The sequence below is a fragment of the Pseudomonas protegens CHA0 genome (genome assembly GCF_000397205.1).
In the GTDB taxonomy this organism is placed as follows: domain Bacteria; phylum Pseudomonadota; class Gammaproteobacteria; order Pseudomonadales; family Pseudomonadaceae; genus Aquipseudomonas; species Aquipseudomonas protegens.
In genome coordinates this window covers 5,995,931-6,021,775 of sequence record NC_021237.1, presented here as the reverse complement: position 1 = coordinate 6,021,775, position 25,845 = coordinate 5,995,931, and the positions used below count along the sequence as shown (strand labels likewise).

Here is a 25,845-nt window from a genome sequence, read left to right as displayed (position 1 = left end):
TTTAGCCGCCCAACGGCAATTAAGATGAATTCAAGGATAACGCCAGCAGCCTGGGTGCGAAAGCTCTTATGCGGAGCAAGGGCTGCTGGGGCTTTTCCCTGCCAGGTTATTGCAGCAGGGAGCCGCGCAGCGAGTGAGGCTGCGCCGAGTCGATGTACACGTCGGCGAACTGGCCGATCAGTGTGGGATTGTCACAGCGGAAGTTGACGATGCGGTTGTTCTCGGTCCGTCCCTGCAGTTCGCCCGGGTCTTTCTTCGAGTAGTCGGTCACCAGGATGCGCTGGGTAGAGCCGACCATTTGTCGGCTGATTTCAAAACCTTGCTGGTTGAGGCGGTGCTGCAAGGCGTTGAGCCGTTCCTTTTTCACCGCCTCCGGTGTTTCGTCGGCTAGGTCGGCGGCCGGTGTTCCCGGCCGTTGGCTGTAGACGAAGGAGTAGGAGAAGTCGAAACCGACGTCTTCGATCAGTTTCATGGTCTGCTGGAAATCCTTCTCCGTCTCGCCTGGGAAGCCGACGATAAAGTCCGAACTGATGCAGATTCCCGGAACAGCCGCCCTGAGCTTGCGCAGCTTGGACTTGTACTCCAGGGCGGTGTGATTGCGCTTCATGGCCGCGAGGATCCGGTCCGAGCCGGATTGCACCGGCAGGTGCAGGTGCTTCACCAGTTCTGGTACTTCGGCATGCGCCTGGATCAGGCTGTCGGAGAACTCCAGTGGATGTGAGGTGGTGTAGCGAATTCGCTCGATGCCATCGATCGCGGCAACCACACGAATCAATTCGGCCAGGTCGGCCATGCGCCCGTCGTGGGTTTGGCCGCGATAGCCGTTGACGTTCTGTCCCAGCAGGGTCACCTCGCGGACGCCGTTTTCCGCCAGGTGGATGATCTCGGCGATCACATCGTCGAAGGGCCGGCTGACTTCTTCGCCGCGGGTGTAGGGCACGACGCAGAAGGTGCAGTACTTGCTGCAGCCTTCCATCACCGAGACATAGGCGCTCGGGCCATCGATCCGGGGCTCGGGCAGGTGGTCGAACTTTTCGATTTCCGGGAACGAGACGTCGACCTGCGGCAATTTGGTGATGCGCGCGACGTCGATCATTTCCGGCAGGCGGTGCAGGGTCTGCGGGCCGAAGACCACGTCTACATAGGGGGCGCGGTCGCGGATGGCCGCGCCCTCCTGGCTGGCCACGCAACCGCCTACGGCGATCACCATGTCCGGATTGGCCAGCTTGAGCTCACGCCAGCGCCCGAGCTGGGAGTACACCCGGTCCTGGGCGCGTTCGCGAATGGAGCAGGTGTTGAGCAGGATGACGTCCGCATCTTCGGCGCGTGCGGTGACTTCCAGGGCCTGATGTTCGCCCAGCAGGTCCACCATGCGCGAGCTGTCGTACTCGTTCATCTGGCAACCGTGGGTTTCGATGTAAAGCTTCTTGGCCATGGACGGGATCATCACGTGATTCAAAGAACCGCGCATTATAGGGGCCATGCCCACAGGTTCCTAGGGTTGTGCATCGGGTAGCTATGCTATAGTTCGCGCCCTATTTTTGTCCCCCGATGTGTTACCCGCCCGCCATGACCAAACGTGAAGCTCCAATCTACAAGGTGATTTTCCTCAACCAGGGCCAGGTGTTCGAAATGTACGCCAAGCAGATCTATCAGAGTGATCTGTGGGGTTTCCTGGAAGTGGAAGAGTTCGTCTTTGGCGAGCGCACGCAAGTGGTCGTTGACCCGAGCGAGGAGAAGCTCAAGGCCCAGTTCGAAGGTGTAGTGCGCAGCTTTGTGCCGATGCATTCGATCGTGCGCATCGATGAAGTCGAGCGCCTGGGTACGCCGAAGATCAGCGAGGCCCGCGGGGTGAGCAATGTCATGCCGTTCCCGATGCCGATGCCGGAAAAGTAAGCCTGGCCGATTCCGTCTTTCCGGGAGGGCGGTTGTCTGTGTGGAAGCCGGCTCACCGGCGACTGAGGCGCAAATGCCTACGGCAGGGGCGAGAAGGGTGAACGCCCATCGGCGCTCTGCAGTTCCATCAGGTATTTGCGGAAAATCTGTCCCAGTACCTGGGTCGCAACTTCCAGTTCGTCGCGCTGCATGTGCTCGGCGACTTCGTCGGCGGTGTCCAGGGCGTCTTCGGCGCCATTGACCGCAGCCATCTTCAGCACGATGTAAGCCTGCACGTTATTGGCCGGCACGCCTTCACCGTGGAAGAACATGGTGCCCAGCTTGAATTGCGCCTGGGCATGGCCTTGCAAGGAGGCCTTTTCGAAGTAGCTCAGGGCTTGATTGAAATCTTGCGGCGCACCTTTGCCCTCGTAGTAGAACTCACCCAACTCGTATTGCGCCTCGGCATCCCCCTCGTCGGCGGCCTTCTGGCAGGCGGTGAGGGCCTCGGCCTGGTCCTGAGCCTGGGGATCGAGGGTGCAGCGACCCAGCGCCGGGATCAACAACGAGTTGCCACCTGCTTGTGCATGCGCGAGCAGGGGCTGAAGGAGCAACAGGCAGCCCAGTGTCAGGGCGCGGCCGGTGCGGTTCATGGGAATCGACTTACCTCTGAGGGGCGCGGGGCCCAGCGTGGGGCCCAATAAGCGCGCATTATGAAATAAGCAGGGCCCACCTTACAAAGTCTTTACTCGTTTTTCTGCTGCGTGGGCGCTATATCCCAAGGATTCATCAGCATTTGCAGGTTTCACTGCAGAAAATTCAAGTAAAGACTACAACGGGCGTGATGTTTCACACGCCCGCCGTCCAGCGCTTACTTCAGGGCGGCGAATGCCCGCTCTGCCGCATCCAGCGTCAGCTGCAACTCGGCCTCGCCGTGGGCGATGGAGGTGAAGCCCGCTTCGAAGGCACTCGGCGCCAGGTATACGCCGCCTTCCAGCATCAGGTGGAAGAAGCGCTTGAACAGGTTGGCGTCGCTGGCCATCACATCGTCGAAGGTGACGATGTCATCGGCACCGCTGAAGTACAGGCCGAACATGCCGCCAGCCTGGGTGGTGACGAACGGAATGCCTGCTGCATCGGCGCGTTGTTGCAGGCCTTCGAGCAGACGGCTGGTGTAGTCGCTCAGTTCGGCGTGGAAGCCCGGGCGGCTGATCAGGCGCAGAGTGGTGAGGCCTGCGGCCATGGCCAGCGGGTTGCCGGACAGGGTGCCGGCCTGGTAGACCGGGCCCAGGGGCGCGATGTGCTCCATGATCTTGCGCTTGCCGCCGAAGCAGCCTACCGGCATGCCGCCGCCGATGATCTTGCCGAAGGTCGACAGGTCGGGTGTCACGCCGTAATGGGCCTGAGCGCCACCGAGGGCAACACGGAAACCGGTCATCACTTCGTCGAAGATCAGCACTACGCCGTGCTGATCGCAGAGGCGACGCAGGCCTTCGAGGAAACCCGGTGCCGGGGGTACGCAGTTCATGTTGCCGGCCACTGGTTCAACGATGATGCAGGCCACTTCCTGGCCTACTTCGGCGAGCATTTTTTCCACCGCCGCAATGTCGTTGAAGGGCAGGGTCAGGGTGTGCTTGGCGAAAGCCGCGGGCACACCGGCGGAGCTCGGCACGCCTTGGGTCAGGGCGCCGGAGCCAGCCTTCACCAGCAGGCTGTCGGAGTGGCCGTGGTAGCAGCCTTCGAACTTGATGATGCTGTCCCGGCCGGTGAAGCCACGGGCCAGGCGAATGGCACTCATGGTGGCTTCGGTGCCCGAACTGACCATGCGCACCATTTCCATGGATGGCACGATGGAGCACACCAGGTCGGCCATTTCGGTTTCCATGGCGGTCGGTGCGCCGTAGGACAGGCCGTGTTCCAGTTGCTTGCGCACGGCGTCCAGGACATCAGGGTGGCTGTGGCCAAGAATCATCGGGCCCCAGGAGCCAACGTAGTCGACATAGCGCTTGTCGTCTTCGTCGGTGACGTAGGCACCTTCTGCGTGTTTGAAGAACAGCGGGGTGCCGCCCACGCTCTTGAAGGCGCGGACAGGCGAATTGACGCCACCCGGGATGTGTTTCTGGGCGTTGGCAAACAGGGTTTCGGAACGAGACATGATCGGGCTCTCAAAAATCAGCTGTTGAATAGGGCGTTGAAGGCGCGGGCGCGGCGGGTCACTTCTTCGGCGCTCTCGGCGCCGAACAGGCCGTGGACCACCGCCAGCAGGTCGGCGCCGTGGTTCACCAGTGGCGCGGCGTTGTCCAGGGTGATGCCGCCGATCACGCAGATCGGCAGGTGCAGGCTGGCCCGGGCCTGGTCCAGCAGCTCCAGGCTGGCCGCAGGCGCGCCGGGTTTGGTGGTGGAATTGAAGAAACGGCCGAAGGCGACATAGCTGGCGCCATCCTTGGCGGCTTGCTCGGCCAGTGGCAACTGGCTGTGGCAGGTGGCACCGATGATCGCCTGGCGGCCCAGCAAGGCTCGGGCCGGGGTCAATGGGCCATCAGTCTGGCCCAGGTGCACGCCGGCACCGATACGCGCCGCCAGCTCGGCATCATCGTTGATGATCAAACGGGTCTTGTAGCGCTCGCACAAGGCCAGCAGGGTTTCGGCCTCCCGCAGTCGGCGGGCCTGGTCGTCGCTTTTGTCGCGGTACTGCAACAGCGTGACACCGCCTTCCAGCGCCGCCTCCACGTACTTCAGAAACTTGCCGGCCAACAGTTGGCTGTCGGTGATGGCGTACAGACCACGTAGTTTCATTGAGCAGGCCTCATGACATTACGAGCAGAAATCCAGCGGCAAGCGGCGCGGAACGAACTGGCCACGGCCAAGCTGTTCGGCATCGCGCAGGGTGCGCCAGGTGTAATCCAGGGCGGACTTCACCGCACTGGCCAGGTGTTCACCTTGGGCCAGGCGGCCGGCCAGTGCGCTGGCCAGGGTGCAGCCGGAGCCGTGGTAGCTGCCCGGCAAGCGCTGGCAGGTATAGGTTTTGCGCAGGCCGTCACGGCTGTACAGGCGATTGTGGACTTCGTGTTCATCGCCGTGGCCGCCGGTGATCAGCAAATGCTTGACGAAGGGCAGGAGTTTTTCGGCGCATTGGTCGGCGCTGCCTTCAGGCAGTTCCGCGAGAATTCGGGCTTCGGGAAGGTTGGGGGTGGCAATGGTTGCCAGGGGCAGGAGGCGCTCGCGCATGGCGTAGCCGACTTCATCCTTGCCCAGCCGGCCACCGCCGCCGGCGCGCAACACCGGATCGCAGACCACTGGCAGGTGCGGGTGGGCCTGGAGCAGCTCGACCACGGTGTCGACCATTTCCAGGGAACCGAGCATGCCCAGCTTGACCGCCGCTACCGTGGAGTCGTTGAGCACCGCATTGGCCTGGGCCAATACCCACTCGCGATCCAGGACGCGGAAGTCGCTGACATTGACCGTGTCCTGCACGGTCAACGCGGTGACAGCCGGAGCTGCATGACAACCCTGAGCCAGCAGGGCTTCGATATCTGCCTGCAGGCCGGCGCCACCACTGGGGTCGTGGCCGGAGAGACAGAGGACAACGGGGCGAGAGCTGTAGATATTCATGGGCGGCGAGCTTACCACCAAACGTTTTTTTTCGCGGCGCTCGACATATAAGAGAGGGGCGATCTGGCGCCGGCCAGCCCACTTGACCGAAGCAACAGCTCTAGCCCGCTGGATTGCGCTGAAAGCCCCGTTCTAGAGCCTTTAGACTAAAACTTACAATGGTGTTCAATGGCCATCAGCGGCTATGCTAGAGTGGATTCAAATCAATAACAGGTCATGCCGGTTCTACGTCTGCTCAAGGGAAATGGGGGACTTCCTGACACCACCGGACAAGCCACGCTGGGGCTTTATGCACTATTTGCTGATGTTGCTGTTGAGCTTGCCGATGCTGGCTGGCGCCGCCGAGTTCGACGAGTTCACCCAACGCCTGCCCTTGGGCCGAGTGATGCAAGTACTCGAAGACGCGGGGGGTGAGGCGACCATTGCCGATGTCAGCTCGGGGCCTCTGGCTGAACAATTCAGACCCCACGACAAAGACACCCTCAACGCCGGTTATTCGCGCTCGGCGTTCTGGCTGAAGATCGACCTCGACTATCGCCCCGCCAACCCGAGCGCACAACGCAGCTGGTTGCTGGAGTTGGCCTATCCGCCTCTGGACCACCTTGAACTGTACGTCCCTGACGAGTCTGGTGGTTATCGCCTGGCGGGTCGTACCGGGGATGCCTTGCCCTTCGACAGTCGAGAGATTCGCCAGAACAACTACCTGTTCAACCTGAATTTTTCTCCCCACGAGCACAAGACCGTCTACCTGCGGCTGGCCAGTGAAGGCTCGATCCAGGCGCCGGTGAGCCTGTGGTCCAGCAGTGCTTACCTGGAAGCCCAGCCGGTGCGGTTGTATGTGCTCGGGCTGATTTACGGCGTGCTGCTGGGGATGCTGGTGTACAACCTGTTCATCTACCTCAGCGTGCGGGACACCAGCTACCTCTACTACATCGTCTATATCGCTTCCTTCGGTCTCTATCAGCTGTCGGTCAACGGCGCCGCAGTGGAGTACTTCTGGCCCGACAGCCCCTGGTGGGCCAATGCCGCGACACCGTTCTTCATCGGTTCGGCAGGTTTGTTCGGCAGCCAGTTCGCCCGCAGCTTCCTGCAGACTTCCCGCCACAGCCCCTGGGTCGACCGTGTGCTACTGGCCTTGATGGCCTTTGGCGCGCTGGTCATGGCGCTTTCACTGATGACCAGTTATGCCCTGGCATTGCGCCTGGCCACCACCCTGGCCCTGGTGTTCACCGTGGTGATCTACGTGGCCGGGATTGTCGCCTGGTGTCGAGGCCTGCGCGTGGCACGCTATTTCATCATCGCCTGGTCGGCCTTTTTGTTTGGAGGGGTGATCAACACCTTGATGGTGCTGGGTTACCTGCCGAATGTGTTCCTGACCATGTACGCCAGCCAGATCGGCTCGGCGATCGAAGTGGCGTTGCTGTCCCTGGCCCTGGCCGATCGCATCAATGCCATGCGTGAGCAACAGGCCCAGACACTGCTCGAAGCCGGGCAGAAGCTTGAAGTGTTGAACCAGCAACTGGCCCACAGCAACCGGCTCAAGGACGAATTCCTGGCCACCCTGACCCATGAGCTGCGGACCCCGATGAACGGCGTCATCGGCTCCCTGGAACTGATGCAGACCCTGGAACTGGATCCGGAGCTGGAGCAATACCAGCAGACAGCGGCCGGCTCGGCGCGGGACATGATGCGCATGGTCAACGGCATTCTGACCCTGACCGAGCTGCAGGCCGGCAAGCTCAGCGCCCAGCGTCAGCCGTTCAGCCTGCGCTCCCTGCTGACGACACTGCAGACCCAATACGGCGCCAGTGCCGCCGCCAAGTCGCTGGCTTTCCAGATCGACTTGAGCGCCGGGCTGCCCGATCGCTTGCAGGGCGACCGCTGCAAACTCAGCCATTGTCTGGAGTGCCTGCTGGACAATGCCATCAAGTTCACCCCTTCGGGCAGCGTGGTGCTGCGGGTGCTCACGCGTTCCGTGTCGGCGCAGCGGGTCAGCCTGAGTTTCGAGGTGATCGACAGCGGTATTGGCTTCGTCAACCTGGATGAAGCGACCCTGTATCAGCGTTTCTTCCAGCTCGATGGTTCCATGACCCGTGAATATGGCGGGCTGGGTATCGGCCTGGCGATCTGTCGGCAGTTGGTGGAGTTGCTGGGCGGGCAATTGACCCACGAATCCACGCCAGGCCGGGGCAGTTGTTTCCGCCTGCTGGTGGAGTTCGACGCCCAGGAACCCGCCCCGCGCTCGCCGGCGGCAGTGGCGCGACGCTTGCCCCGGGACTGCACCGTGCTGCTGGTGGACGACAACGACGTCAATCAGTTGGTGGTCAGGGGCATGCTGCTCAAGCTGGGCTACCAGGTGCGCACCGCCGGTAGCCCTACTGATGCCCTGCAATTGCTCGGGCGTGAGCTGGTCAGTGCGGTGTTGATCGATGGCGAGATGTCCACGGCGCAACTGGGGGCGTTTCGCTTGCAGGCCCAGGCGCTGCCCGGCTACTCCCAATTGCCCATCCTGCTGGCCTGCATGCCCGGCAAAGAGGGCTGCCCGGCGGGGGCTGGCTCCGACTATCTGGCTAAACCGGTGAAGTTCGAGGCCTTGCAAACGGCATTGTCGAGATATGTGCTCTCTGTGGAACAGGGCGAAAGCGCCGACATTTAGGCAGGTATGCCACTTTGTTCGGGGTGGGGGCGGTGCTTAACTGGGGTCTTGGCACACCCTGAAGGAGCCCCGCGATGAACCTCCACCAGTTCGCTGAAACCCACGAAGTCACCAACCAGCCGCCAGCTTTGGACGGCGCCAATCTCTATCGGATCGACCTGCCGCTGCAGCAATGGATGCGCCGTTTCGATGCCGGTTGGGCCGAGTCGCGGGTCGACGCCTATGGCGCCCTGGCCGGTGGTCCGTTGATGGAGGCGGGGTTCCTGGCCAATCAGAACAAACCGGTATTTTCCAGCCACGACCGCTTTGGCCACCGGATCGATCTGGTGGAGTTTCATCCCGCCTATCACCAATTGATGCAGGCGGCGATCGAAGCCGGCCTGACCTCACTGCCCTGGACCGATCCGCAAGCGGGGGCCCACGTTGCCCGCGCCTCCATGACCTATCTGCACAGCCAGGCCGAGGCCGGCAGCGGATGCCCGCTGACCATGACCTTCGCCTGTGTACCGGCCTTGAAGCTGCAACCGGATATCGCCGACCAGTGGCTGCCCAAGATCCTTGCCACCCGGTACGACCCGCGCAATGTCGGCATGCAACACAAGGCCGGGCTGACCATCGGCATGGCCATGACCGAGAAACAGGGCGGCACCGATGTGCGTGCCAACACCACCCGGGCCTACCCGGTGGGGGCTGGCGGCCCCGGGCAGGCGTACGAGCTGGTGGGCCACAAATGGTTCTGTTCGGCGCCGATGTGCGATGCCTTCCTGACCCTGGCCCAGACCGACAAGGGCCTGACCTGCTTCCTCCTGCCCCGGCACCGTCCCGATGACACGCGCAACCAGTTCTATATCCAGCGCCTGAAGAACAAGCTCGGCAACCTTTCCAACGCTTCCAGCGAAGTGGAGTTCCGCGGTGCCCTGGCCTGGATGATTGGCGAGGAAGGCCGCGGCGTGCCGACCATTATCGAGATGGTGGCCATGACCCGTTTCGATTGCATGGTCGGCTCCAGCTCCCTGATGCGCCAGGCCCTGACCCAGGCCAGCCATCACTGTGCCCATCGCACCGTGGGCGGGCGGGTGCTCAGCGAGCAGCCCCTGATGCAGAACGTGCTGGCCGACCTGGCCCTGGAAAGCGAAGCGGCCCTGGCCCTGAGCATGCGCATGGGGCGGGCCCTGGATCATCTGGACGATGCCCAGGAGGCGAAGTTTTCCCGGCTGGTGACGGCGGTGGGCAAGTACTGGATCTGCAAGCGGGCCCCGGCGATGATCAACGAGGCGGCGGAGTGCATGGGCGGTGCCGGTTATGTCGAGGACAGCATCCTGCCACGGCTGTACCGCGAGGCGCCGGTGAACTCCACCTGGGAAGGCTCCGGCAACGTGCAATGCCTGGATGTGCTGCGAGCCTTGTCGAAGGAGCCGGGCGTGCTGGACGCCTTGTTCGCCGAATTGGGCAATGGCCATGGCGACAAGCGCCTGGCCGCCCATATCAACGGGCTGAAGGAGAGCTTCAAGGACACCGGCGACATTCAATACCGTGCTCGTCAACTCACCGAGGACATTGCCCTGGGCCTGCAGGCCAAGCTCTTGCTGGAAGCCGGCAACCAGGTGGTCAGCGACGCCTTTATCGCCAGCCGCCTGGGCGGCCAGGGCGGGCGGGTCTACGGCACCTTGCCGCGTGGCCTGGACGTGGCAGCCATTGTCGCCCGCTCCTCCCCTCAGGGCTTCTGACCCTCCCTGGCGCCGGCTTCCCGGCGCCTGCGGTGATTACGCTGTTCCCGTGGGACGGTCTTGCAGGCAAGATGAACGCCTGCAAGTTCAGAACACAGGATGCTTATCGTGACCGAAGCTTTTATTGTCGTTCAAACCGCCGAGCAAGCCGTGGACCGGCTTGCCGCCCTGCATGAGCGGGCCACCACGGCGCTGAGCCAGGCGCTCAAGCGTTATCTCAAGGACCGGGTCGAGCCGGATGCCGAGCAACGAGCACTGTTTCGCTACCCTGAGTTGCGCCTGACCTACCACTGCCACGGCGAAGTCCCACAGACCACAAGGGCCTATGCCAAGGTCCAGTTGCCGGGCACCTACAGTGTCACCGTGACCCATCCTGCAGCCTTCCGTAATTACCTGCTCGAACAATTGGTGCCGTTGATGCACGACTTCACCGTGACGGTGGAAGTGGGCGTCAGTGAGCAGAACATTCCTTATCCCTATGTCGTGGAGCAGGGCGACGAGCTGGCAGGTTCCGGCGTGACCGCTGCGGCGCTGGCGCGGGTGTTCCCGAGTACCGACCTGTCGGCCGCCACCGATGGCATCGCCGATGGCCTCTACGATTGGGAAAATACCCATCCGCTGCCCCTGGCGCTGTTCGATGCCGCGCGAGTGGATTTCTCCCTGCGGCGCCTGGTGCACTACACCGGTAGCGACTGGCGTCATGTGCAGCCGTGGATCCTGCTGACCAACTATCACCGCTATGTGGACCAGTTCATCGTTCATGGCCTGGAGCAGTTGCGCAGCGATCCGCGCTTTGTGCGCATGGTCCTGCCGGGCAACGTGATCATCGAGAAAAGCATGGATCACGGCGAGGCCTCGGCCATCGCCGCCGGTGTGGTCTGGCACCGCTACCAGATGCCGGCCTACCACTTGCAGGCCAGCGATGGCCACGGTGTGACTCTGGTGAATATCGGTGTCGGCCCGTCCAACGCCAAGAACATCACCGACCACCTGGCGGTGCTGCGTCCGCATTGCTGGCTGATGATCGGCCACTGCGGCGGCCTGCGGCAGTCCCAGACCATTGGCGACTACGTGCTGGCCCACGCTTATATGCGTCGCGACGGCATTCTCGACCGCGTGGTGCCGCCGAACATTCCGATTCCGGCCCTGGCCGAAGTCCAGCTGGCGTTGCAGCAGGCGGCGGCCAATGTCACCGGGGAAAAGGGCGAACAACTGAAGAAACGCCTGCGCACCGGCACCGTGCTGACTTACGACGACCGCAACTGGGAGTTGCGTTGGGCCGAGGAACGCCCGCTGATCAACCTGTCCCGGGCCGTGGCGGTGGACATGGAAAGCGGCACCATCGCCGCCCAGGGGTATCGCCTGCGAGTACCATACGGCACCTTGCTGTGTGTCTCGGACAAGCCATTGCACAGTGAAATCAAGTTGCCGGGCGCGGCCAACGCCTTTTATGAGCGTGCGGTCAGCCAGCATCTGAAGATCGGTATCGAAGCGGTGGACCTGATGCGCAGCGAGCTCAACTCCCTGCACTCGCGCAAACTGCGCAGCTTCGACGAGCCGCCTTTCCGCTAAGCGTTTAAGCCATGGTCATTTGGCGGTCAGGCCACTAGCATTGTCGGTCCTGATCGCTGAATGTTCCTGCTCCCATGTCCCGTCCGCCCCGTCCCGCTTCCCGCCGCCCTGGCGCCAAACCGTTTTCCTCCTCTCCCGCCAAGCGTGTGGCCAAGGCCGCGCCGGTCGAGCCGAAGCTGATCCTGTTCAACAAGCCTTTCGATGTGCTGACCCAGTTCAGCGATGGCGAGGGGCGGGCCACGCTCAAGGACTTCATTGCGGTTCCCGGGGTCTACCCGGCCGGGCGCCTGGATCGCGACAGTGAAGGGTTGCTGCTGTTGACCAATGACGGGCAGTTGCAGGCGCGCATCGCCGATCCCAAGCACAAGCTGGCCAAGACCTATTGGGTGCAGGTCGAGGGCGAGCCCAGTGCCGAGCAGTTGCAGCGCTTGCGCGAAGGTGTGCAGTTGAATGACGGCATGACCCTGCCGGCCGAGGCGCGTCAGCTCGAAGAACCGACGCTATGGCCGCGCAACCCGCCGGTGCGCTTTCGCAAGAGCGTGCCCACCAGTTGGCTGGAGCTGGTGATACGCGAGGGGCGCAACCGCCAGGTAAGGCGCATGACCGCTGCGGTGGGGCTACCGACCTTGCGCCTGGTGCGGGTCAGGATCGGCGACTGGACCCTGGACGGCCTGGAGCAGGGCCAGTGGAAAGAGGTGGCGGCGCGCTTATAAGGCGCCGGACTCGATCAGGCCGATCACCACGCTCTTGATGATGAATGCTGCAACGCCCAGGCCCAGCACGAAGAACAGGATGAACGAGCCGAAGCGCCCGGCCTTGGACTTCTTGGCCAGGTCCCAGACGATGAAACCCATGAAAATGATCAGGATGCTGACCAGGCCGGTCATCATCCACTCTTCGAATACTGCTGGGTCCATCACTCATCTCCAGTGCAGGCAGGGCAAAAAATGCCGGGCGAGTATACGCCAACGCCCGCGGCCCAAGCATTGATCTGCATGCGTTATGTCGCCACAGCGGGGGCCGGGATTCAGTTGCGCAGGTGGGTCAGCGGCAGTTCGGTGCTGTTGAGCACCTGATTGAGCACGAAGCTCGAACGCACGCTGGTCACGCCCTCGATACGGGTCAGATGGCCGAGCAGCAGCTTCTGGTAATGGTCCATGTCCGGTACCACCACCTTGAGCTGGTAGTCGGCATCGACCCCGGTCACCAGGCTGCACTCCAGCACCTGGGGCAGGCTGCGGATCGCGGCTTCGAAATTCTCGAAGCGTTCCGGCGTGTGCCGGTCCATGCCGATCAGGACATAGGCGGTCAGGCTCAGACCGAGCATCTTGCGGTCCAGCAGGGCGACCTGGCGGGAAATGTAGCCATCGTCCTCCAGCTGCTTGACCCGGCGCGAGCAAGGGGAGGGCGACAGTCCGATGCGCTCGGCCAGTTCCTGGTTGGAGATACGGGCGTCGCGTTGCAACTCCGCCAAAATGCTCAGGTCGTAGCGGTCGAGTTTGCTCATCAATCAGGCCTTTGTCGTAACTATTGCGTTGAATTATCTATCTTGAGTTAAAAATTGCGCAAGTGGTGTTTTTACAAGCAATCTTCGCAATCCTCTGTCTTCGCTGCGCGCCTATTCTTATCACCAGAATCACTGCCCGGACATAGAGTCCACTGCGGCCCGCCGAATCAGGCCTGCCGCGGCCGCCAATCCCACAGGGTTGAGCCGGCCCCCGGGCTACACACTGTCCAGAAGACGGAGTGAGGTGAGCCGGCGTCAAAAGCGCCGAGCACGGACAAAATCTCAAAGGGCGGCCGACGGGCCGCCCTTTTTTATTGCCTGCGAAATAAGTCTCGTGACTGATAACCTGATGCAGAACCGCCCAGGGCTTTTTCAGTCTTATGTACAGGCCCCCCCTATCCGCAGTGAGGAATAGCATGAAGTCGCGCATCTGGCGTATGGCAGGTGTTGGTGTGTTGTGCCTGAGCGTCAACGCTCAGTTGCTCGCCGATGAGCGAGACGAGAATCGGCCGCCTGCGCAGCATGGCGCTCCCGGGGGCGAGCAGCGAGAGCATCAAGGCCAGGGCCGCCCGGAAAATGCCCCGCCGCGGCCCGCCAATGTTCCCAACCGTCCACCACCCAGTGCGCAGCCACAGCGGCCGCAGAATGAAATCATTCGCGGCGATAACAGCCGTCAGTTCGAGCACAACGGCCAGAACCCGGGAGGGCAGTGGCAGAACCGGCCTCAGCACGATCCCAATCAGCAGGTTCGCCCGGCCCCTGTGCCACAACCCCAGGTGCAGCAGCCGAACAATCTGCCGATCCAGGGCCGCCCCGACACCGTACGCCAGACCCAGGAGCCACAGCGTGGCTACTATCAGGACATTCCCCGGCGCAACGACTACAACCAGCATTGGCAGGCTGGCGGCCCGGGCTCTCGGCCAGGTGGCGGCCATCCCAACGACTACCGCTGGCCGGGCCGCCCCGATGGTCATGGCAATGGCTGGGGCCCCGGGCCGCAGTACCGCCCCGGGTATGTGATCGACCGCTTCCCCGGGCGCAATGACCGGGTCGCCTATCGCGGCCAGGATTACTTTTTTTCCGGTGGTTACTGGTACCGCCCGCAAGGCCCGCGCTATGTGGTGGTGCGCCCGCCCTATGGCATTCGCGTGACGTACCTGCCCGACTATGCGCGGGAAGTCTGGATCGGCAGCGCGCTGTTCTTTCTGGCGGCAGGGGCCTACTACACCTACGAAGCCAACACCCAGCAGTACGTGGTGGTCGAGCCACCTGCCGGCGTGCCGGTTGCGGACCCGCAGCAGAGCGGCAATGGCTATGACGTGCTGGCCTACCCGGTCAACGGCCAGTCGCCGCAGCAGATCGACCAGGACCGTTACGACTGCTATCGCTGGGCGGTGCAGCAGAGCGGCTTCGATCCTGCGAGCGTGACCTATCAGCCGGCCCCGCAAGTGGTCCAGGCCTACCGCCAGGCCCAGGGCAACTGCTTGAGCTCACGGGGCTATCAGGTGACCTACTGAGCCCTGGCTGCCTTCACCACTTCCTGCGGGTCGGCGTGCACCAGCACTTCGGCCCGTGGATAGGCCTTCTGGATGGCATCGGCGGCCTGGTCGCTGATGCCATGGGCCACCGAAAGGGTCAGTTCCCCGGGTAATTCCAGGTGCAGTTGGACAAACCAGTGGCTGCCGGAAATCCGTGTGCGCAGGTCATGGGCTCCCAGTACTCCCGGCACACTACACGCCAGCTCCAGCATGTGCTGGCTGACGTCCGGTGGCAGCTCCTGGTCCATCAGCACCGAGAAGCTCTCCCGGGCGATCTGGATCGCGCTCCAGAGAATGTAGACGGCAATCCCCAGGCCGAACCAGGCGTCCACCTGATGCAGGCCGAACGCCGCCAGCACCAGGGCCAGCAGGATGCTGCCGTTGAGCATCAGGTCGGAGCGGTAGTGCAGGGAGTCGGCGCGCACTGCATTGGAGCCGGTCGCCCGGATCACCCGGTGCTGCAGGAGCAGCAGGGCAATGGTCAGCGCCAGCGACAGGACGATCACCCCGATGCTCAGCCAGGGCGCGCCTACCGGTTCCGGATGTTGCAGGCGTTGCGCCGCCTGGAAGGCAATCAGAACCGCGCTGCCGGCGATGAACAATGCCTGGGCCATGCCCGCCAGGGACTCGGCCTTGCCGTGGCCATAGCGGTGGTCGTCGTCTGCCGGGCGCAGGGCGTAATGCACTGCCAGCAGGTTGAGCAGCGAGGTGAAACCGTCCAGTACCGAGTCGGTGAGCCCGGCGAGCATGCTCACCGAGCCGCTGAGCCACCAGGCGACAGCCTTGGTCGCGATCAGTATGCCCGCCACGGTGACCGAGGCGCGGGTGGCCAGGCGCAGGAGGCGGGCGTGTTCCGAGTTGGCGGTCATTGATGGCGGGTTCCTGGGTAAAAGTGATCAGGCAGCAGGTTGCAGGCCGTACAGCGCCAGTTGCTGCACGCTGCCCTTGTGCTGGATCAGGCGTGGGTCATCCAGGGGGAAACTGCCCCCCAGTTCGCTTTCCAGGATGGCCTGCAGCTTGCGGTTGTCGACTTTACCGTCGGCGCCGATGGCCTGTTGCAGTTTTTCCGGCGCGATCTGCGCGGTCTTGCCCGGCTCCAGGTAGATGGCCCCGGTGGCGAAGTCGACGCCGAAGGCGATCAGCCCTGGGATCACGTAGAACAGCAGGCCAACGGCATCCAGCACAGCCACCAGGGGATCGATCTTGCCGTCGATCTGGCCGCGCCGGTCGGGGAAGAAGATCGAGCCGCAGGCGGTGAGTTGGGTCAGCAGGGTGGCCACCAGAACGCCGCCGATGACACGGTGGGAAATACGCATGGAAATCTCCTAGCAAGCACGAAAGCAACGAGGGATGAAGCGGGGTGTTGAGTCTTGTCGATCAGCACTCAGACCATGATTAACCCCAGGCAGTTCGCCGTTATACTCGCGCCTCTGTTTTGGAGCCAGCATGAATTCTTTGCCAATTGATGAAGTTTTGCCTGCACTGCGTACCGCCCTGGCGACACGCCATGAAGCGGTGCTCGAAGCCCCGCCCGGTGCCGGCAAGACGACCCGCGTGCCCCTGGCGCTCCTGGACCAGGACTGGCTGGCCGGACAGACCATCCTCATGCTCGAACCCCGGCGCCTGGCCGCCCGGGCCGCCGCCGAGCGCCTGGCTAGCGAGCTGGGAGAGAAAGTCGGCGAGACCGTGGGTTATCGCATCCGCCTGGACAGCAAGGTCGGCCCGCGTACCCGCATCGAGGTGGTCACCGAAGGCATCCTCACCCGGCGCCTGCAGGATGACCCGGCCCTGGAAGGCGTCGGCCTGCTGATCTTCGATGAATTCCACGAACGCAGCCTGGACGCCGATCTGGCCCTGGCCCTGAGCCTCAATGGCCGCGAGCTGTTTCGTGACGAGCAGCCACTGAAGATCCTGCTGATGTCGGCGACGCTGGAAGGCGAGCGCCTGTCGACCCTGCTCGGCGATGCGCCGATCCTGCGCAGTGAAGGGCGCATGTACCCGGTGACCCAGCGCTGGGGCCGACCCTTCCAGCCCGGTGAATTCATCGAGCCAAGGGTGGTGCAGACCGTGCTCGAGGCCCTCAACGATGAAAGCGGCAGCCTGCTGGTGTTCCTCCCCGGCCAGGCGGAGATCCGCCGGGTGCACCAGCAGTTGGCCGAAGCCCTGGGCGAGCGCAGCGAGATCCTGCTCTGCCCGTTGCATGGCGAGCTGGACCTGGCAGCCCAGCGCGCAGCCATCGACCCGGCGCCGTCGGGCAAGCGCAAAGTGGTGCTGGCCACCAACATTGCCGAAACCAGCCTGACCATCGATGGCGTGCGGGTGGTGGTGGATGCTGGGCTGGCGCGGGTGCCGCGTTTCGATCCCGGCAGCGGCATGACCCGCCTTGATACCCAGCGTATTTCCCGGGCCAGCGCCACCCAGCGCGCCGGGCGTGCCGGGCGTCTGGAGCCCGGCGTGTGCTACCGCTTGTGGTCGGCCGATCAACAGGAGCAACTGGCCGCCTATGCCAGTGCGGAAATCCTCCAGGCGGACCTGGCCGGATTGGCCCTGCAACTGGCGCGCTGGGGCGTGACGCCAAATCAACTGGTATGGCTGGACGCTCCCCCCAGTGCCGCTTATGCCCAGGCCCAGGACTTGCTGGTGCGCCTGGGGGCGTTGAATGACGATGGCAGCCTGACCCGCCACGGCCAGGCCATGGCCGAGTTGCCGGCTCACCCGCGCATCGCCCATCTGCTGCTGCGCGGCCAGTCCCTGGGGTTGGCGCCGATGGCTTGCGATGTCGCGGCCCTGCTGGGGGAGCGGGATATCCTGCGCGGCGCCGGCGCCGACCTGCACAGCCGCCTGGTGCTGCTTGGCGGAGAAGAACGTGCCGCTCGCGGAGCCCAGGGCGGGGTGCAGCGTGCCCGACAACTGGCGCGCCAGTACCGGGGCTATCTGCGCGGGCAGCCCGAGGCTGCGGTGGCCGACCCCGAGCACCCGCGCTGGCTCGGCGCCCTGTTGGCCCTGGCCTATCCCGACCGGGTGGCCCAGCAGCGGCGCCCCGGCGGCGCCGAATACCGCCTGGCCAACGGCCGCGCGGCGCTGTTCAGCGAAACTGACAGCCTGATGAAGCAACCCTGGCTGGTGATCGCCGACCTGGGCAGCCGCCAGGGGCAGCGCGAGGAGCGCATCTACCTGGCGGCGGATTTCGATCCGATGTTGTTCGATTCGGTACTGGCGGAGCAGGTGCGGCAAGTCGATCAGCTGGATTGGGACGAGCGCGAAGGCGTGCTGCGGGCCGAACGCCAGCGCAAGGTCGGCGAACTGGTGCTCAGTCGCGAACCGCTGAGCGGGCTGGATGAGTCCGCCCGCACCCTGGCCCTGGTCAATCTGGTCCGGCGCAAAGGCCTGGAGCTGTTGCCCTGGACCCCGGAGCTGCGCCAGTGGCAGGCCCGGGTAGCGTTGTTGCGTCAGCTGGACCTGGAGGCCACGGGCACCAGCCAATGGCCGGATGTCAGTGACGGGGCCTTGCTCAAGGGGCTGGAGCAGTGGTTGCAGCCCTACCTGGGCAAGGTCTCGCGGCTCAGCCACTTCGCCAACCTGGAGCTGGCCGGAATTATCCACAACCTGCTGCCCTGGCCACTGCCTCAGCGCCTGGATGAGCTGGCCCCCCATCACCTGACGGTGCCTTCCGGGTCGTCGATTCGCCTGGACTACAGCGAGCATCCACCCATCCTGGCGGTACGCCTGCAGGAGCTGTTCGGCCTGGCGCAAACACCGCGCATTGCTGGTGGCCGCCAGGTGGTCAAGTTGCACCTGTTGTCTCCGGCACGACGTCCGGTACAGGTCACCCAGGATCTGGCGAACTTCTGGCGCAGCACCTACGCCGAGGTGAAAAAGGACCTCAAGGGCCGTTATCCCAAGCACTACTGGCCGGATGACCCGCTGATCGCCGAAGCCACGGCGCGGGTCAAACCGCGCAAATAACCCGAACTCCCGTACTGCCCTGTAGCCGCTCTGGGGTTTATTGCGCCGGCAAGAGGAAGCGGGCCAGCACCGGCAGGTGGTCGGAGATGCGCAAGGTGTCGTCCTGGCGCACCCGGGATTCGACTCGCTTGAGCCGCGGGCTGTAGAACAGGTAGTCCACCGTGCGATCCGGGCCGTCGAGGCTCGGGTCGTTGGGGTAGTGGGTCAGCCAATGTGCGCGGTCGACGCCGCTGGCCTGGGTGTTGCTGGGGATCATCGGGTATTTGTCCCACAGCAGGTGCAGCGGGCTGTCGGCACTGTAGGGCGCCCGTTGCACGTCGCTCAGTCGCTGGTACTGGCCCAGGGGCAACAGGTTGAAATCCCCGCCAATCAGCCAGGGCGTGCCGCGGCCTTCGAGTTTATCCAGGACTTTGCCAATGGCTGCGACCTGCCTTGATTGCGTCTGGCCAGGTGTGCGAGCACGTTCCAGATGGGTATTGAGCACCGCCACCTGGCCGCCGTCGTTCAGGGGCAGGTAGCTCAGCAGCAGGGCCTCCCTGGGCTGGAACTGCCGGCCGATGAAGCCGTGTTCGGCTGTGGGCAGTTGCAGGCGTTCGGCGTGATCGATGCGATAGCGGCTGAGGGTGGCCAGTTGTCGGCCGACACTGCCGAAAATATGCGGCGATGGTACGAAATCGGCTTTCCAGTCGTAAGCCTGGGTGCTGCAGGGGTAGAGATCGGTAAGGCGTTCCTGCAGGAGTTTGAGCTGGTCCTGGTAGGCGCTGGCCTTGGCACCGTTGTCCACTTCCTGCAGCAGCACCAGGTCCGGTTGTTCGTCGCGGATCACGCGAGCCACTTCGTCGAGGCTGAAGGCCATGTCCTCCAGGGTCGGCTGCTCGTCCTCGCCCTGTGCCTGGTCGTTCCAGAACACATAGCGCTTGCCCGCCAGGTACTGCAGGTTCCAGGTCATCACTTTCAGGGCCTGGCCCGGCACCAGCGGCGCGGCCTGGGCACTGCAACTGACAGCGAGGCTTTCCTTGGCCTCCGGGCGCCAGGTCAGGCTGTAGACCAGCCCGGCCAGCACCAGACCGATCAACAACAGGCTCAACAGGGTGATGCGAAGTAGACGGATCATCGGCTCGGCTTATGGCGTTGCAGGATGGCCCCGGAGCATAACCGAGAGCACGGCCGTCACCCAAGGGGCAGAGCGGCCGGGGGGAGGATTCAGCGCTTGTCCGGCTGCTCGCTGATCAGCATGAACAGGCGGAACAGCACCACGCTGGTGAACAGCTGCAGAAAGCTGTAGGCGCTATCGATGGCCAGGGACAGCAGCGGGTTCAGCGGTTCGGAATAGGCTGCTTCACTGGCACCCTTGAGCAGCCACAGCGGGGTCATTACCGCCAGGATGCACACCAGGATCCGCAGGAAGTGCCCACGGCTGAGGCGGAAACTTTCGCTGATGGCCGCCAGCGGCGCCATGCCCTTGAGCACCAGCAGGTACTCGGCGAAAGCCAGTACCACCATCAGCCACAGCCCCGGCAGGAAATACAGCGACAACCCCACCAGGATCAGCAGGGTGCTGACCGCCGTCAGCAGGGCAAAACGCGGCCACAGGGTCAGGGCCATGGCCAGCAGGTCCCGGGTACGCGGCGACTCGCCCCGGGTGCGGGCGTCGAGAAACAGGATCAGCGCACCGGTGTACAACGGGTACACCAGAAGGCCCACCACCACGCTGTAGCCCGGGAAGGTATCGGGGCCCAGGGCGCTGTTGACCCCTTGTTGCAGCAAGGCTTCGAGAATCACCAGCGGCAGGCACAGCTGGGCGATCTGCCCGAGGTTGCGCTGGAAGAAATACAGAGAGTCACGCAGTACATCTAACGGATTCATTCGATGAGATCGCAGTTGAAGAAGCGGTTGCACACTTTAACCGATGCAGGCCCCGCCCGAGCAAACGTAAACCTTGGGTAAAGACCATTGAAAGTCGTCGCACCAGCCCCATAACTGGTGCGTACCACCGCTCTGTCCGAGCGGCGGACCAGATTTCTACCGGCAATCTAAAGAGGTCGCCATGAACAACCAAGAGCAAACCCTGATCGATGGACTGTTTTCACGGTTGCAGCAAGCCGAAACGGATTCAGCCCCGCGTGACGCCCAGGCAGAGGCGCGGATCAAGGAGCATCTGACCCGCCAGCCTGCGGCCGGGTATTTCATGACCCAGGCGATTCTGGTGCAGGAGGCCGCACTTAAGAGCCTCAACGAGCAGAACCAGCAGCTGAACCAGCAAGTCCAGCAATTGCAGGCTGACCTGCAACAAGCCCGGGCCCAGGCCAGTGCTCCGGCACCGGCGGCCGGTGGCGGTTTCCTGTCGAGCATCTTCGGCGGTTCCCGCGAGCCACAGCCGGCACCGAGCCAGAGTGCACCGCCACCGTCGTCCGGTGGTGGCTGGCGTGAACCGGCGCGTTCTTCCTTTGGCGCCCCCGCGCAACAGAACTTCGGCGCGCCGCAGCAGAATTACGCCGCACCGCCACAGAACTATGCACCGCAGCAGGCCCCGGCGGCGGGTAGCAGTTTCCTGGGCGGCGCCTTGAAAACTGCCGCCGGCGTTGCGGGCGGGGTCATGCTGGCCCAGGGCATCAGCAGCCTGTTCCATAACAACCAGCAGCCCCAGGAAATCGTCGAAGTCATCAAGGAAGAACCGGCGCCGGCCAGCGACAACAGCGGCTGGGGCAATGACGACCAGCGCCTGGCCAACAACGATTCCTGGGGCAACAACGACCAGGGTGGCTTCAGCAACGCCGACTACGACAACGACGACAGCTCGTTCTTCTCCGACGACGACTCCTTCGTCTGACCTGCGTCGGTCCGGGGCAGACACCTGCCCCGGACCGATTATTCGCGGAACAATCCCTGCGACTGGCATACTGGGCGACTTTTCGGGGCCTGAGGCCCGATCCAGCCCTTGCGCTGCTGCGCCATGAGGATTAGCGGTGAAGAAAATCGCTGTGTTCGCCGATGTCCAGAACCTCTACTACACCGTTCGTCAGGCCTATGGTTGCCACTTCAACTATGCGGCGCTGTGGGCGGATATCAGCAAGCAAGGGCAGATAGTCGAAGCCTATGCCTATGCCATCGACCGTGGTGACAGCAAGCAACAGCAGTTCCAGCAGATCCTGCGCAACCTGGGCTTCACGGTAAAACTCAAGCCCTACATCCAGCGCAGCGACGGCTCGGCCAAGGGCGACTGGGACGTGGGCATCACCATCGACATCATGGACGCTGCGGCCCATGTCGACGAAGTGGTGCTGGCTTCCGGCGACGGTGATTTCGACCTGCTGCTGGAGCGCATCATCCACAAGCACGGGGTCAGCGCGGTGGCCTATGGCGTGCCGGGGCTGACCGCCAATTCGCTGATTCGCGCGGCTACGCGCTATGTGCCGATCGAAGGCGCCTTGCTGCTTAAAAGCTGATCAATTTTCATACGGAGCAGGACAGGTTTGGAACGCATTGCCGTCATCGACTTTGAAACCACCGGGATCTCCCCGAGCAGCAGTTGCCGGGCCACGGAAATAGCCGTGGTGATCCTTGAGCAGGGGCGCATCGTCGAGCGTTACCAGAGCCTGATGAACGCCGGCGTGCGGGTGCCGGCGTTTATTGAGCAACTGACCGGCATCAGCAATGCCATGTTGCGCAGCGCACCCCCGGCAGAGCAGGTGATGAACGAGGTCAACGAGTTCGTCGGCATCACGCCGTTGCTGGCGCACAACGCGGCCTTCGACCAGAAGTTCTGGGATTTCGAGCTGGGCCGGATCAAGCGCACCCGCCTGCAGAACTTCGCCTGTTCGCTGCTGCTGGCCCGGCGCCTGATGCCGGCGGCTCCTAATCACAAGCTGGGCACCCTGACTTCATTCGCCGGCCTGCCGCACACCGGCCAGGCTCACCGGGCCATGGCCGATGCGGAAATGGCAGCCAACCTGGTGGCCCACCTGGCCGGCGAACTGAGGCACAAGCATGGCCTGCGCGAGCTGTCCCATGACTTCCTGTGCAAACTGCAGAAGGTTCCCGCGGCCAAAGTCCCCGAACACCTCAAGCGCCACCGCGGGTTCTGAGTCCCGAGGTTCATTTGCTTTCCAGTTGCCCCAGGGGCACGCGCCGTTCAATGGCACTGGAGAGCACGATGGAGGTCTTGCTGAAACCGAACTGGGCCACGCGGTTGATCAACTCCTCCAGCTCCGGCATCGATCCCACTGCGGCCTGCATGATCACGCAAGGGTCGCCGGTGACCCGGTGGCACTCGGTGAGCTGGGGAATCTTGATCAGTTCGTCATAGGCCTTCTGGTTGCCGTGCTGGGCCAGGCGCAGTTCGATCACGCACTGGATCGGCAAGCCGACCTTGGCCATGTCGACTTTGGCCTGGTAGCCGGTGATCACTCCGCTGGCCTCCAGCTTGGCCACGCGTTCGGCCACCGCCGGTGCCGAGAGATTCACCTTGCGTGCCAGCTCGGCGTAACTCGCCCGGCCATTTTCCAGCAGGCTGGCCAGGAGCATGCGGTCGTACTTGTCCATGGAAGGCTCTCGATCTATCCAGCTTTCGAAAGCACGGTATATAGCCCTTATCTCCATCTTTTGGAAAGTGTACGGGCGTTATAAACAGGTTTTGTAACTTAAGTTCCCTGGGCCGAGTTTCTAGAATAGACCTCCCCCTGCCTGCCTCAGAGCCGCCTCCCATGCCTGGCCAAAGCCGTTTTCCGCTGCCGTTGATCGCCGCCTTTTTTGCCCTCTATGTAATCTGGGGCTCGACGTACCTGGTGATTCGCATCGGTGTCGAATACTGGCCGCCACTGATGCTCGGCGGCATTCGCTTCATCATCGCCGGTAGCCTGATGTACGCCTTTCTGCGCTGGCGCGGGGTGCCGGCGCCGACCTGGGCGCAATGGAAGGCCGCAGGGATCATCGGTGTGCTGCTGTTGAGCTGTGGCAATGGCGCGGTAACGCTGGCCGAACACTCCGGGGTGACCTCCGGCGTCGCGGCGCTGGCGGTGGCCACGGTGCCTTTGTTCACCTTGCTCTGCGGGTATTTCTGGGGTGCACGCAACACGCGCCTGGAGTGGGCCGGGATCGTCCTCGGGATGATTGGCATCGGCATGCTCAACCTGGGGTCCAACCTGCAGTCGAGCCCGATGGGCGCCGCCTTGCTGCTGTTCGCTGCGGCGGCCTGGGCTTTCGGCTCGGTGTGGAGCAAGCATCTGCCGCTGCCCCAGGGCGCCATGGCCAGTGCCGCGGAAATGCTTGTCGGTGGCGTGGTGCTGATGATCGGCAGTGCCCTGAGCGGTGAGCATCTGGACACCCTGCCTCCGATGGAAGGCTGGCTGGCCCTGGCCTACCTGGCCGGTTTCGGTTCGATCATCGCCTTCAACGCCTACATGTACCTGCTCAAGCACGTGCGCCCAGCCGCGGCCACCAGCTACGCCTATGTCAACCCGGCGGTGGCGGTGCTGCTGGGCATCGTCTTCGTCGGCGAAACCATTGGCATCGAGGAGGCCATGGCCATGCTGGTGATCATCAGTGCCGTAGTGCTGATCGGCCTGCCCCAATGGCGCAAGCCCAAGGCCGGGGTCCAGGAAGAGGCGGCCTGATCACTGTCCCGGTGGCAGGCCGGCCAGGCTCCGTTGGAGAAAGTCGCCGATGACCTGGCTCGCTTGCTGGTGAATCGCTTCGCGGCTGCGCTGGCCGCCGTCCCGGCAGATGATTTCATCCTCGGGGTTCTCTTCCCGGAGCAGGGCCGTGGCGCCTGGCTTGCAGATTTGCATGAAGCTGAAATGGCTGGCATCGGCGATCACCAGCAGGCTGGAGGTGGCCGACGGCAGGTGGGTTTCCAGGTAGCCCGACTCCTGCTCCACCGGCATGCTGGCAATATCGACTCCTGCTCCCAGGATCAGGGTCGGCGTCTGCACCGCTGACAAGCTTTGCGGGGTGAACCCACGGACCAGCCCCGGGTCCAGGGAGACGACCGCCTTGACTCGCGGATCCCGCAGGTCGGTGCCCAGAGAGCCTTGGTTTTGCGGTGCAATCCCCAGCTCCGGAGCCAGCCCGCACAGACGCGGGTTGGGATGCAGCCGACATTCCTCAAGGAAGCGTTGCGGGCTATAGCGGGCGCCGGCCAATGCGGTGACCGTCCAGCCGCCCAGCGAATGGCCGATGGCGGCGATGCGCTGTGGGTCGACCGCGCCTGCCAGGGACTGGTCAGCGCTGAGGGCGTCGATGACCCGGCTCAGGTCCCGCGGCCGCTCCCAGAGCCTTGCGGCTTGCACCGGGCGCTTGTCGAAGGTGCTGGTGCCCGGATGATCAGGTGCCGCCACTATATAGCCCTGGCTGACCAGTAACGGTACCAGCCAACTGAGGTTGCGCCAGTTGCCGCCATAGCCATGGGACAGCACCACCAATGGATGGGCGCGGGCGGTGGGGTGGGCATCCTTGATCGCCGGCACCCCCTGGAAAACCGGATTTTCCGAGGAGGTGGCAGGCGTTGCCCCGTCCTCGGTGGGGTACCAGAGGCCGACATGTAGCTCACGGTTGTGGCTGGAATCCCCTAGCTGGATTTCACGAAAGCCGATGGATTCAGCTGCATAGGCGTGTGGCAGGCAAAGCCCCACTAGCATTGAGGTGTACAGGACAAGATTGCGCATCGCTCACTCCATTGAGCCAGGCCGCAAGAGGCTGCCCGGTGGGGGCTTGTGGCGGCCGAAAGGGCCGCCAGGGGGCCTTACTCGAACCCGCTCAGCAGGACGAGGGCGAATAACACTGCCGCCAGGGCCAGGGAAAACAGCAGGCTGATTCCCGCCACTCGCCATAGCGAGAAGAAGCGCCCGTTGCCGGCCTTGTGCTCTATCACCTGGGGGCCGAACAGTTGGCGTGCGTAGGCGTTCATCCCGTAGATCGGCGGCAGGATGAACACCACCGCAGGGATACTTTCCGGAAGAAAAAAGCCTGCCACGCTCATGGCAATGAAAAGGCCGATGCCCATGGCCCAGACTTTGTTCACTTCGCTCTCGCGGCCCATGGCCTTGAGGTTCTGGCTGATGAAATAGGCGCCGGCCACGGAGGTGCCGATGAAGGTGCTCAGGCCAATGGCCGCCACGCTGTAGAGGCACAGGCTCTGATCGGTTGGCTTGCTGGCCAGGAGTTCGGCGGCAGGGGCCTGGAAGGGGTTTTGGTTGTCCATGCGCGGTGAGGCTCCTTGGGAAGGGCAAAGGGGCGGTTGAGTGCCAGCTCGGGTGTTGCGCTGCCCTTGTGCGCGACCCGTGGCAAACAGTGGGGCGAGCATACACTCACCGGGGCGGGCTTGGCAGGCCTGGGGCGGCCCGGGAGCGAGCCCCTGAATTAGGGTAAACTGCCGCCCATTGCGTCCCTGTGCTG

The 25,845-nt window shown here is 63.6% G+C and carries 25 protein-coding genes; 11 read left to right on the top strand and 14 right to left on the bottom strand.

Annotated features, from left to right (window positions below):
* Positions 1-106 precede the first annotated feature (106 nt).
* Positions 107-1,435 carry a tRNA (N6-isopentenyl adenosine(37)-C2)-methylthiotransferase MiaB gene (gene miaB / locus PFLCHA0_RS26920; RefSeq protein ID WP_011063650.1) on the bottom strand — a complete coding sequence of 443 codons (1,329 nt, stop codon included), beginning with the start codon at positions 1,433-1,435 and terminating at the stop codon, positions 107-109.
* Positions 1,436-1,569: 134 nt separating this feature from the next.
* Here miaB and PFLCHA0_RS26915 point away from each other — a divergent pair, with 134 nt between their 5' ends.
* Complete coding sequence (locus PFLCHA0_RS26915) at positions 1,570-1,896, top strand: DUF1820 family protein (protein WP_007927079.1); 327 nt, start codon at positions 1,570-1,572, stop codon at positions 1,894-1,896.
* A 77-nt stretch (positions 1,897-1,973) separates the two neighbouring features.
* Here the strand turns inward: PFLCHA0_RS26915 and PFLCHA0_RS26910 are convergent, their stop codons facing one another.
* The 4 genes from PFLCHA0_RS26910 to PFLCHA0_RS26895 form a co-directional block, all read right to left on the bottom strand.
* A complete protein-coding gene (locus tag PFLCHA0_RS26910; protein WP_011063648.1) occupies positions 1,974-2,528 on the bottom strand; it encodes a tetratricopeptide repeat protein in 555 nt (184 codons plus the stop codon).
* 218 nt (positions 2,529-2,746) lie between these two features.
* Entirely contained in the window at positions 2,747-4,030 is a 1,284-nt protein-coding gene (gene hemL / locus PFLCHA0_RS26905; RefSeq protein ID WP_011063647.1) for a glutamate-1-semialdehyde 2,1-aminomutase, read from the bottom strand.
* A 17-nt stretch (positions 4,031-4,047) separates the two neighbouring features.
* Entirely contained in the window at positions 4,048-4,671 is a 624-nt protein-coding gene (gene thiE / locus PFLCHA0_RS26900; protein WP_015637157.1) for a thiamine phosphate synthase, read from the bottom strand.
* A gap of 18 nt (positions 4,672-4,689) precedes the next feature.
* Positions 4,690-5,487: a hydroxymethylpyrimidine/phosphomethylpyrimidine kinase gene (locus PFLCHA0_RS26895; RefSeq protein WP_015637156.1), complete on the bottom strand. Its 798-nt coding sequence runs from the start codon at positions 5,485-5,487 to the stop codon at positions 4,690-4,692.
* Positions 5,488-5,776: 289 nt separating this feature from the next.
* Between PFLCHA0_RS26895 and PFLCHA0_RS26890 the strand changes: the two genes are divergently transcribed.
* The 4 genes from PFLCHA0_RS26890 to PFLCHA0_RS26875 all read left to right on the top strand — a co-directional run bounded on the left by PFLCHA0_RS26890 (position 5,777) and on the right by PFLCHA0_RS26875 (position 12,155).
* Positions 5,777-8,143, top strand: coding sequence for a hybrid sensor histidine kinase/response regulator (locus PFLCHA0_RS26890; protein WP_015637155.1), 2,367 nt, complete (start codon positions 5,777-5,779; stop codon positions 8,141-8,143).
* A 74-nt stretch (positions 8,144-8,217) separates the two neighbouring features.
* Entirely contained in the window at positions 8,218-9,870 is a 1,653-nt protein-coding gene (locus PFLCHA0_RS26885; RefSeq protein ID WP_011063643.1) for an acyl-CoA dehydrogenase family protein, read from the top strand.
* A 99-nt stretch (positions 9,871-9,969) separates the two neighbouring features.
* The gene (amn, locus tag PFLCHA0_RS26880; protein WP_015637154.1) at positions 9,970-11,442 is read left to right on the top strand and encodes an AMP nucleosidase; all 1,473 of its coding nucleotides are present in this window, start codon (positions 9,970-9,972) and stop codon (positions 11,440-11,442) included.
* Between the two features lie 146 nt (positions 11,443-11,588).
* Entirely contained in the window at positions 11,589-12,155 is a 567-nt protein-coding gene (locus PFLCHA0_RS26875; protein ID WP_161466734.1) for a pseudouridine synthase, read from the top strand.
* Here the strand turns inward: PFLCHA0_RS26875 and PFLCHA0_RS26870 are convergent.
* Both PFLCHA0_RS26870 and PFLCHA0_RS26865 read right to left on the bottom strand, forming a co-directional pair.
* On the bottom strand, positions 12,150-12,359 hold the full coding sequence (locus PFLCHA0_RS26870; RefSeq protein ID WP_003228500.1) for a DUF2788 domain-containing protein: 210 nt from the start codon (positions 12,357-12,359) through the stop codon (positions 12,150-12,152). The genes PFLCHA0_RS26875 and PFLCHA0_RS26870 overlap by 6 nt on opposite strands.
* Positions 12,360-12,469: 110 nt before the next feature.
* Positions 12,470-12,949: an Lrp/AsnC family transcriptional regulator gene (locus tag PFLCHA0_RS26865; RefSeq protein ID WP_011063640.1), complete on the bottom strand. Its 480-nt coding sequence runs from the start codon at positions 12,947-12,949 to the stop codon at positions 12,470-12,472.
* A gap of 416 nt (positions 12,950-13,365) precedes the next feature.
* Here PFLCHA0_RS26865 and PFLCHA0_RS26860 point away from each other — a divergent pair, with 416 nt between their 5' ends.
* Positions 13,366-14,466, top strand: a complete 1,101-nt coding sequence (locus tag PFLCHA0_RS26860; protein ID WP_011063639.1) for a DUF6515 family protein — start codon at positions 13,366-13,368, stop codon at positions 14,464-14,466.
* On the opposite strand, the gene PFLCHA0_RS26855 is transcribed toward PFLCHA0_RS26860, so the two are convergent.
* Both PFLCHA0_RS26855 and PFLCHA0_RS26850 read right to left on the bottom strand, forming a co-directional pair.
* Positions 14,460-15,356 (bottom strand): cation diffusion facilitator family transporter, encoded by an 897-nt coding sequence (locus PFLCHA0_RS26855; protein ID WP_015637153.1) that lies wholly within the window; start codon positions 15,354-15,356, stop codon positions 14,460-14,462. The two genes, PFLCHA0_RS26860 and PFLCHA0_RS26855, sit on opposite strands and share 7 nt — an antisense overlap.
* Positions 15,357-15,383: 27 nt before the next feature.
* Positions 15,384-15,803 carry a hypothetical protein gene (locus tag PFLCHA0_RS26850; RefSeq protein WP_011063637.1) on the bottom strand — a complete coding sequence of 140 codons (420 nt, stop codon included), beginning with the start codon at positions 15,801-15,803 and terminating at the stop codon, positions 15,384-15,386.
* Positions 15,804-15,933: 130 nt separating this feature from the next.
* Here PFLCHA0_RS26850 and hrpB point away from each other — a divergent pair, with 130 nt between their 5' ends.
* Positions 15,934-18,453, top strand: coding sequence for an ATP-dependent helicase HrpB (gene hrpB / locus PFLCHA0_RS26845; protein WP_015637152.1), 2,520 nt, complete (start codon positions 15,934-15,936; stop codon positions 18,451-18,453).
* 37 nt (positions 18,454-18,490) lie between these two features.
* Here hrpB and PFLCHA0_RS26840 read toward each other — a convergent pair whose 3' ends face one another.
* Both PFLCHA0_RS26840 and PFLCHA0_RS26835 read right to left on the bottom strand, forming a co-directional pair.
* Positions 18,491-19,567 carry an endonuclease/exonuclease/phosphatase family protein gene (locus tag PFLCHA0_RS26840; protein WP_015637151.1) on the bottom strand — a complete coding sequence of 359 codons (1,077 nt, stop codon included), beginning with the start codon at positions 19,565-19,567 and terminating at the stop codon, positions 18,491-18,493.
* A gap of 89 nt (positions 19,568-19,656) precedes the next feature.
* Positions 19,657-20,319 (bottom strand): YciC family protein, encoded by a 663-nt coding sequence (locus PFLCHA0_RS26835; protein WP_015637150.1) that lies wholly within the window; start codon positions 20,317-20,319, stop codon positions 19,657-19,659.
* A gap of 181 nt (positions 20,320-20,500) precedes the next feature.
* Here PFLCHA0_RS26835 and PFLCHA0_RS26830 point away from each other — a divergent pair, with 181 nt between their 5' ends.
* The 3 genes from PFLCHA0_RS26830 to PFLCHA0_RS26820 all read left to right on the top strand — a co-directional run bounded on the left by PFLCHA0_RS26830 (position 20,501) and on the right by PFLCHA0_RS26820 (position 22,538).
* Positions 20,501-21,283, top strand: a complete 783-nt coding sequence (locus PFLCHA0_RS26830; protein ID WP_015637149.1) for a DUF2076 domain-containing protein — start codon at positions 20,501-20,503, stop codon at positions 21,281-21,283.
* 136 nt (positions 21,284-21,419) lie between these two features.
* On the top strand, positions 21,420-21,899 hold the full coding sequence (locus tag PFLCHA0_RS26825; RefSeq protein WP_011063632.1) for an NYN domain-containing protein: 480 nt from the start codon (positions 21,420-21,422) through the stop codon (positions 21,897-21,899).
* Between the two features lie 27 nt (positions 21,900-21,926).
* Positions 21,927-22,538, top strand: a complete 612-nt coding sequence (locus PFLCHA0_RS26820; protein WP_011063631.1) for a 3'-5' exonuclease — start codon at positions 21,927-21,929, stop codon at positions 22,536-22,538.
* Positions 22,539-22,548: 10 nt separating this feature from the next.
* On the opposite strand, the gene PFLCHA0_RS26815 is transcribed toward PFLCHA0_RS26820, so the two are convergent.
* Positions 22,549-22,995, bottom strand: coding sequence for an Lrp/AsnC family transcriptional regulator (locus tag PFLCHA0_RS26815; RefSeq protein WP_011063630.1), 447 nt, complete (start codon positions 22,993-22,995; stop codon positions 22,549-22,551).
* A gap of 161 nt (positions 22,996-23,156) precedes the next feature.
* Between PFLCHA0_RS26815 and yedA the strand changes: the two genes are divergently transcribed.
* Positions 23,157-24,065, top strand: a complete 909-nt coding sequence (gene yedA, locus PFLCHA0_RS26810; RefSeq protein WP_015637147.1) for a drug/metabolite exporter YedA — start codon at positions 23,157-23,159, stop codon at positions 24,063-24,065.
* On the opposite strand, the gene PFLCHA0_RS26805 is transcribed toward yedA, so the two are convergent.
* Together PFLCHA0_RS26805 and PFLCHA0_RS26800 are read right to left on the bottom strand one after the other, a co-directional pair.
* Positions 24,066-25,115, bottom strand: a complete 1,050-nt coding sequence (locus tag PFLCHA0_RS26805) for an alpha/beta hydrolase family protein (protein WP_015637146.1) — start codon at positions 25,113-25,115, stop codon at positions 24,066-24,068. It abuts the gene before it with no gap.
* A gap of 77 nt (positions 25,116-25,192) precedes the next feature.
* Complete coding sequence (locus PFLCHA0_RS26800; RefSeq protein WP_041119988.1) at positions 25,193-25,651, bottom strand: hypothetical protein; 459 nt, start codon at positions 25,649-25,651, stop codon at positions 25,193-25,195.
* Positions 25,652-25,845 lie beyond the last annotated feature (194 nt).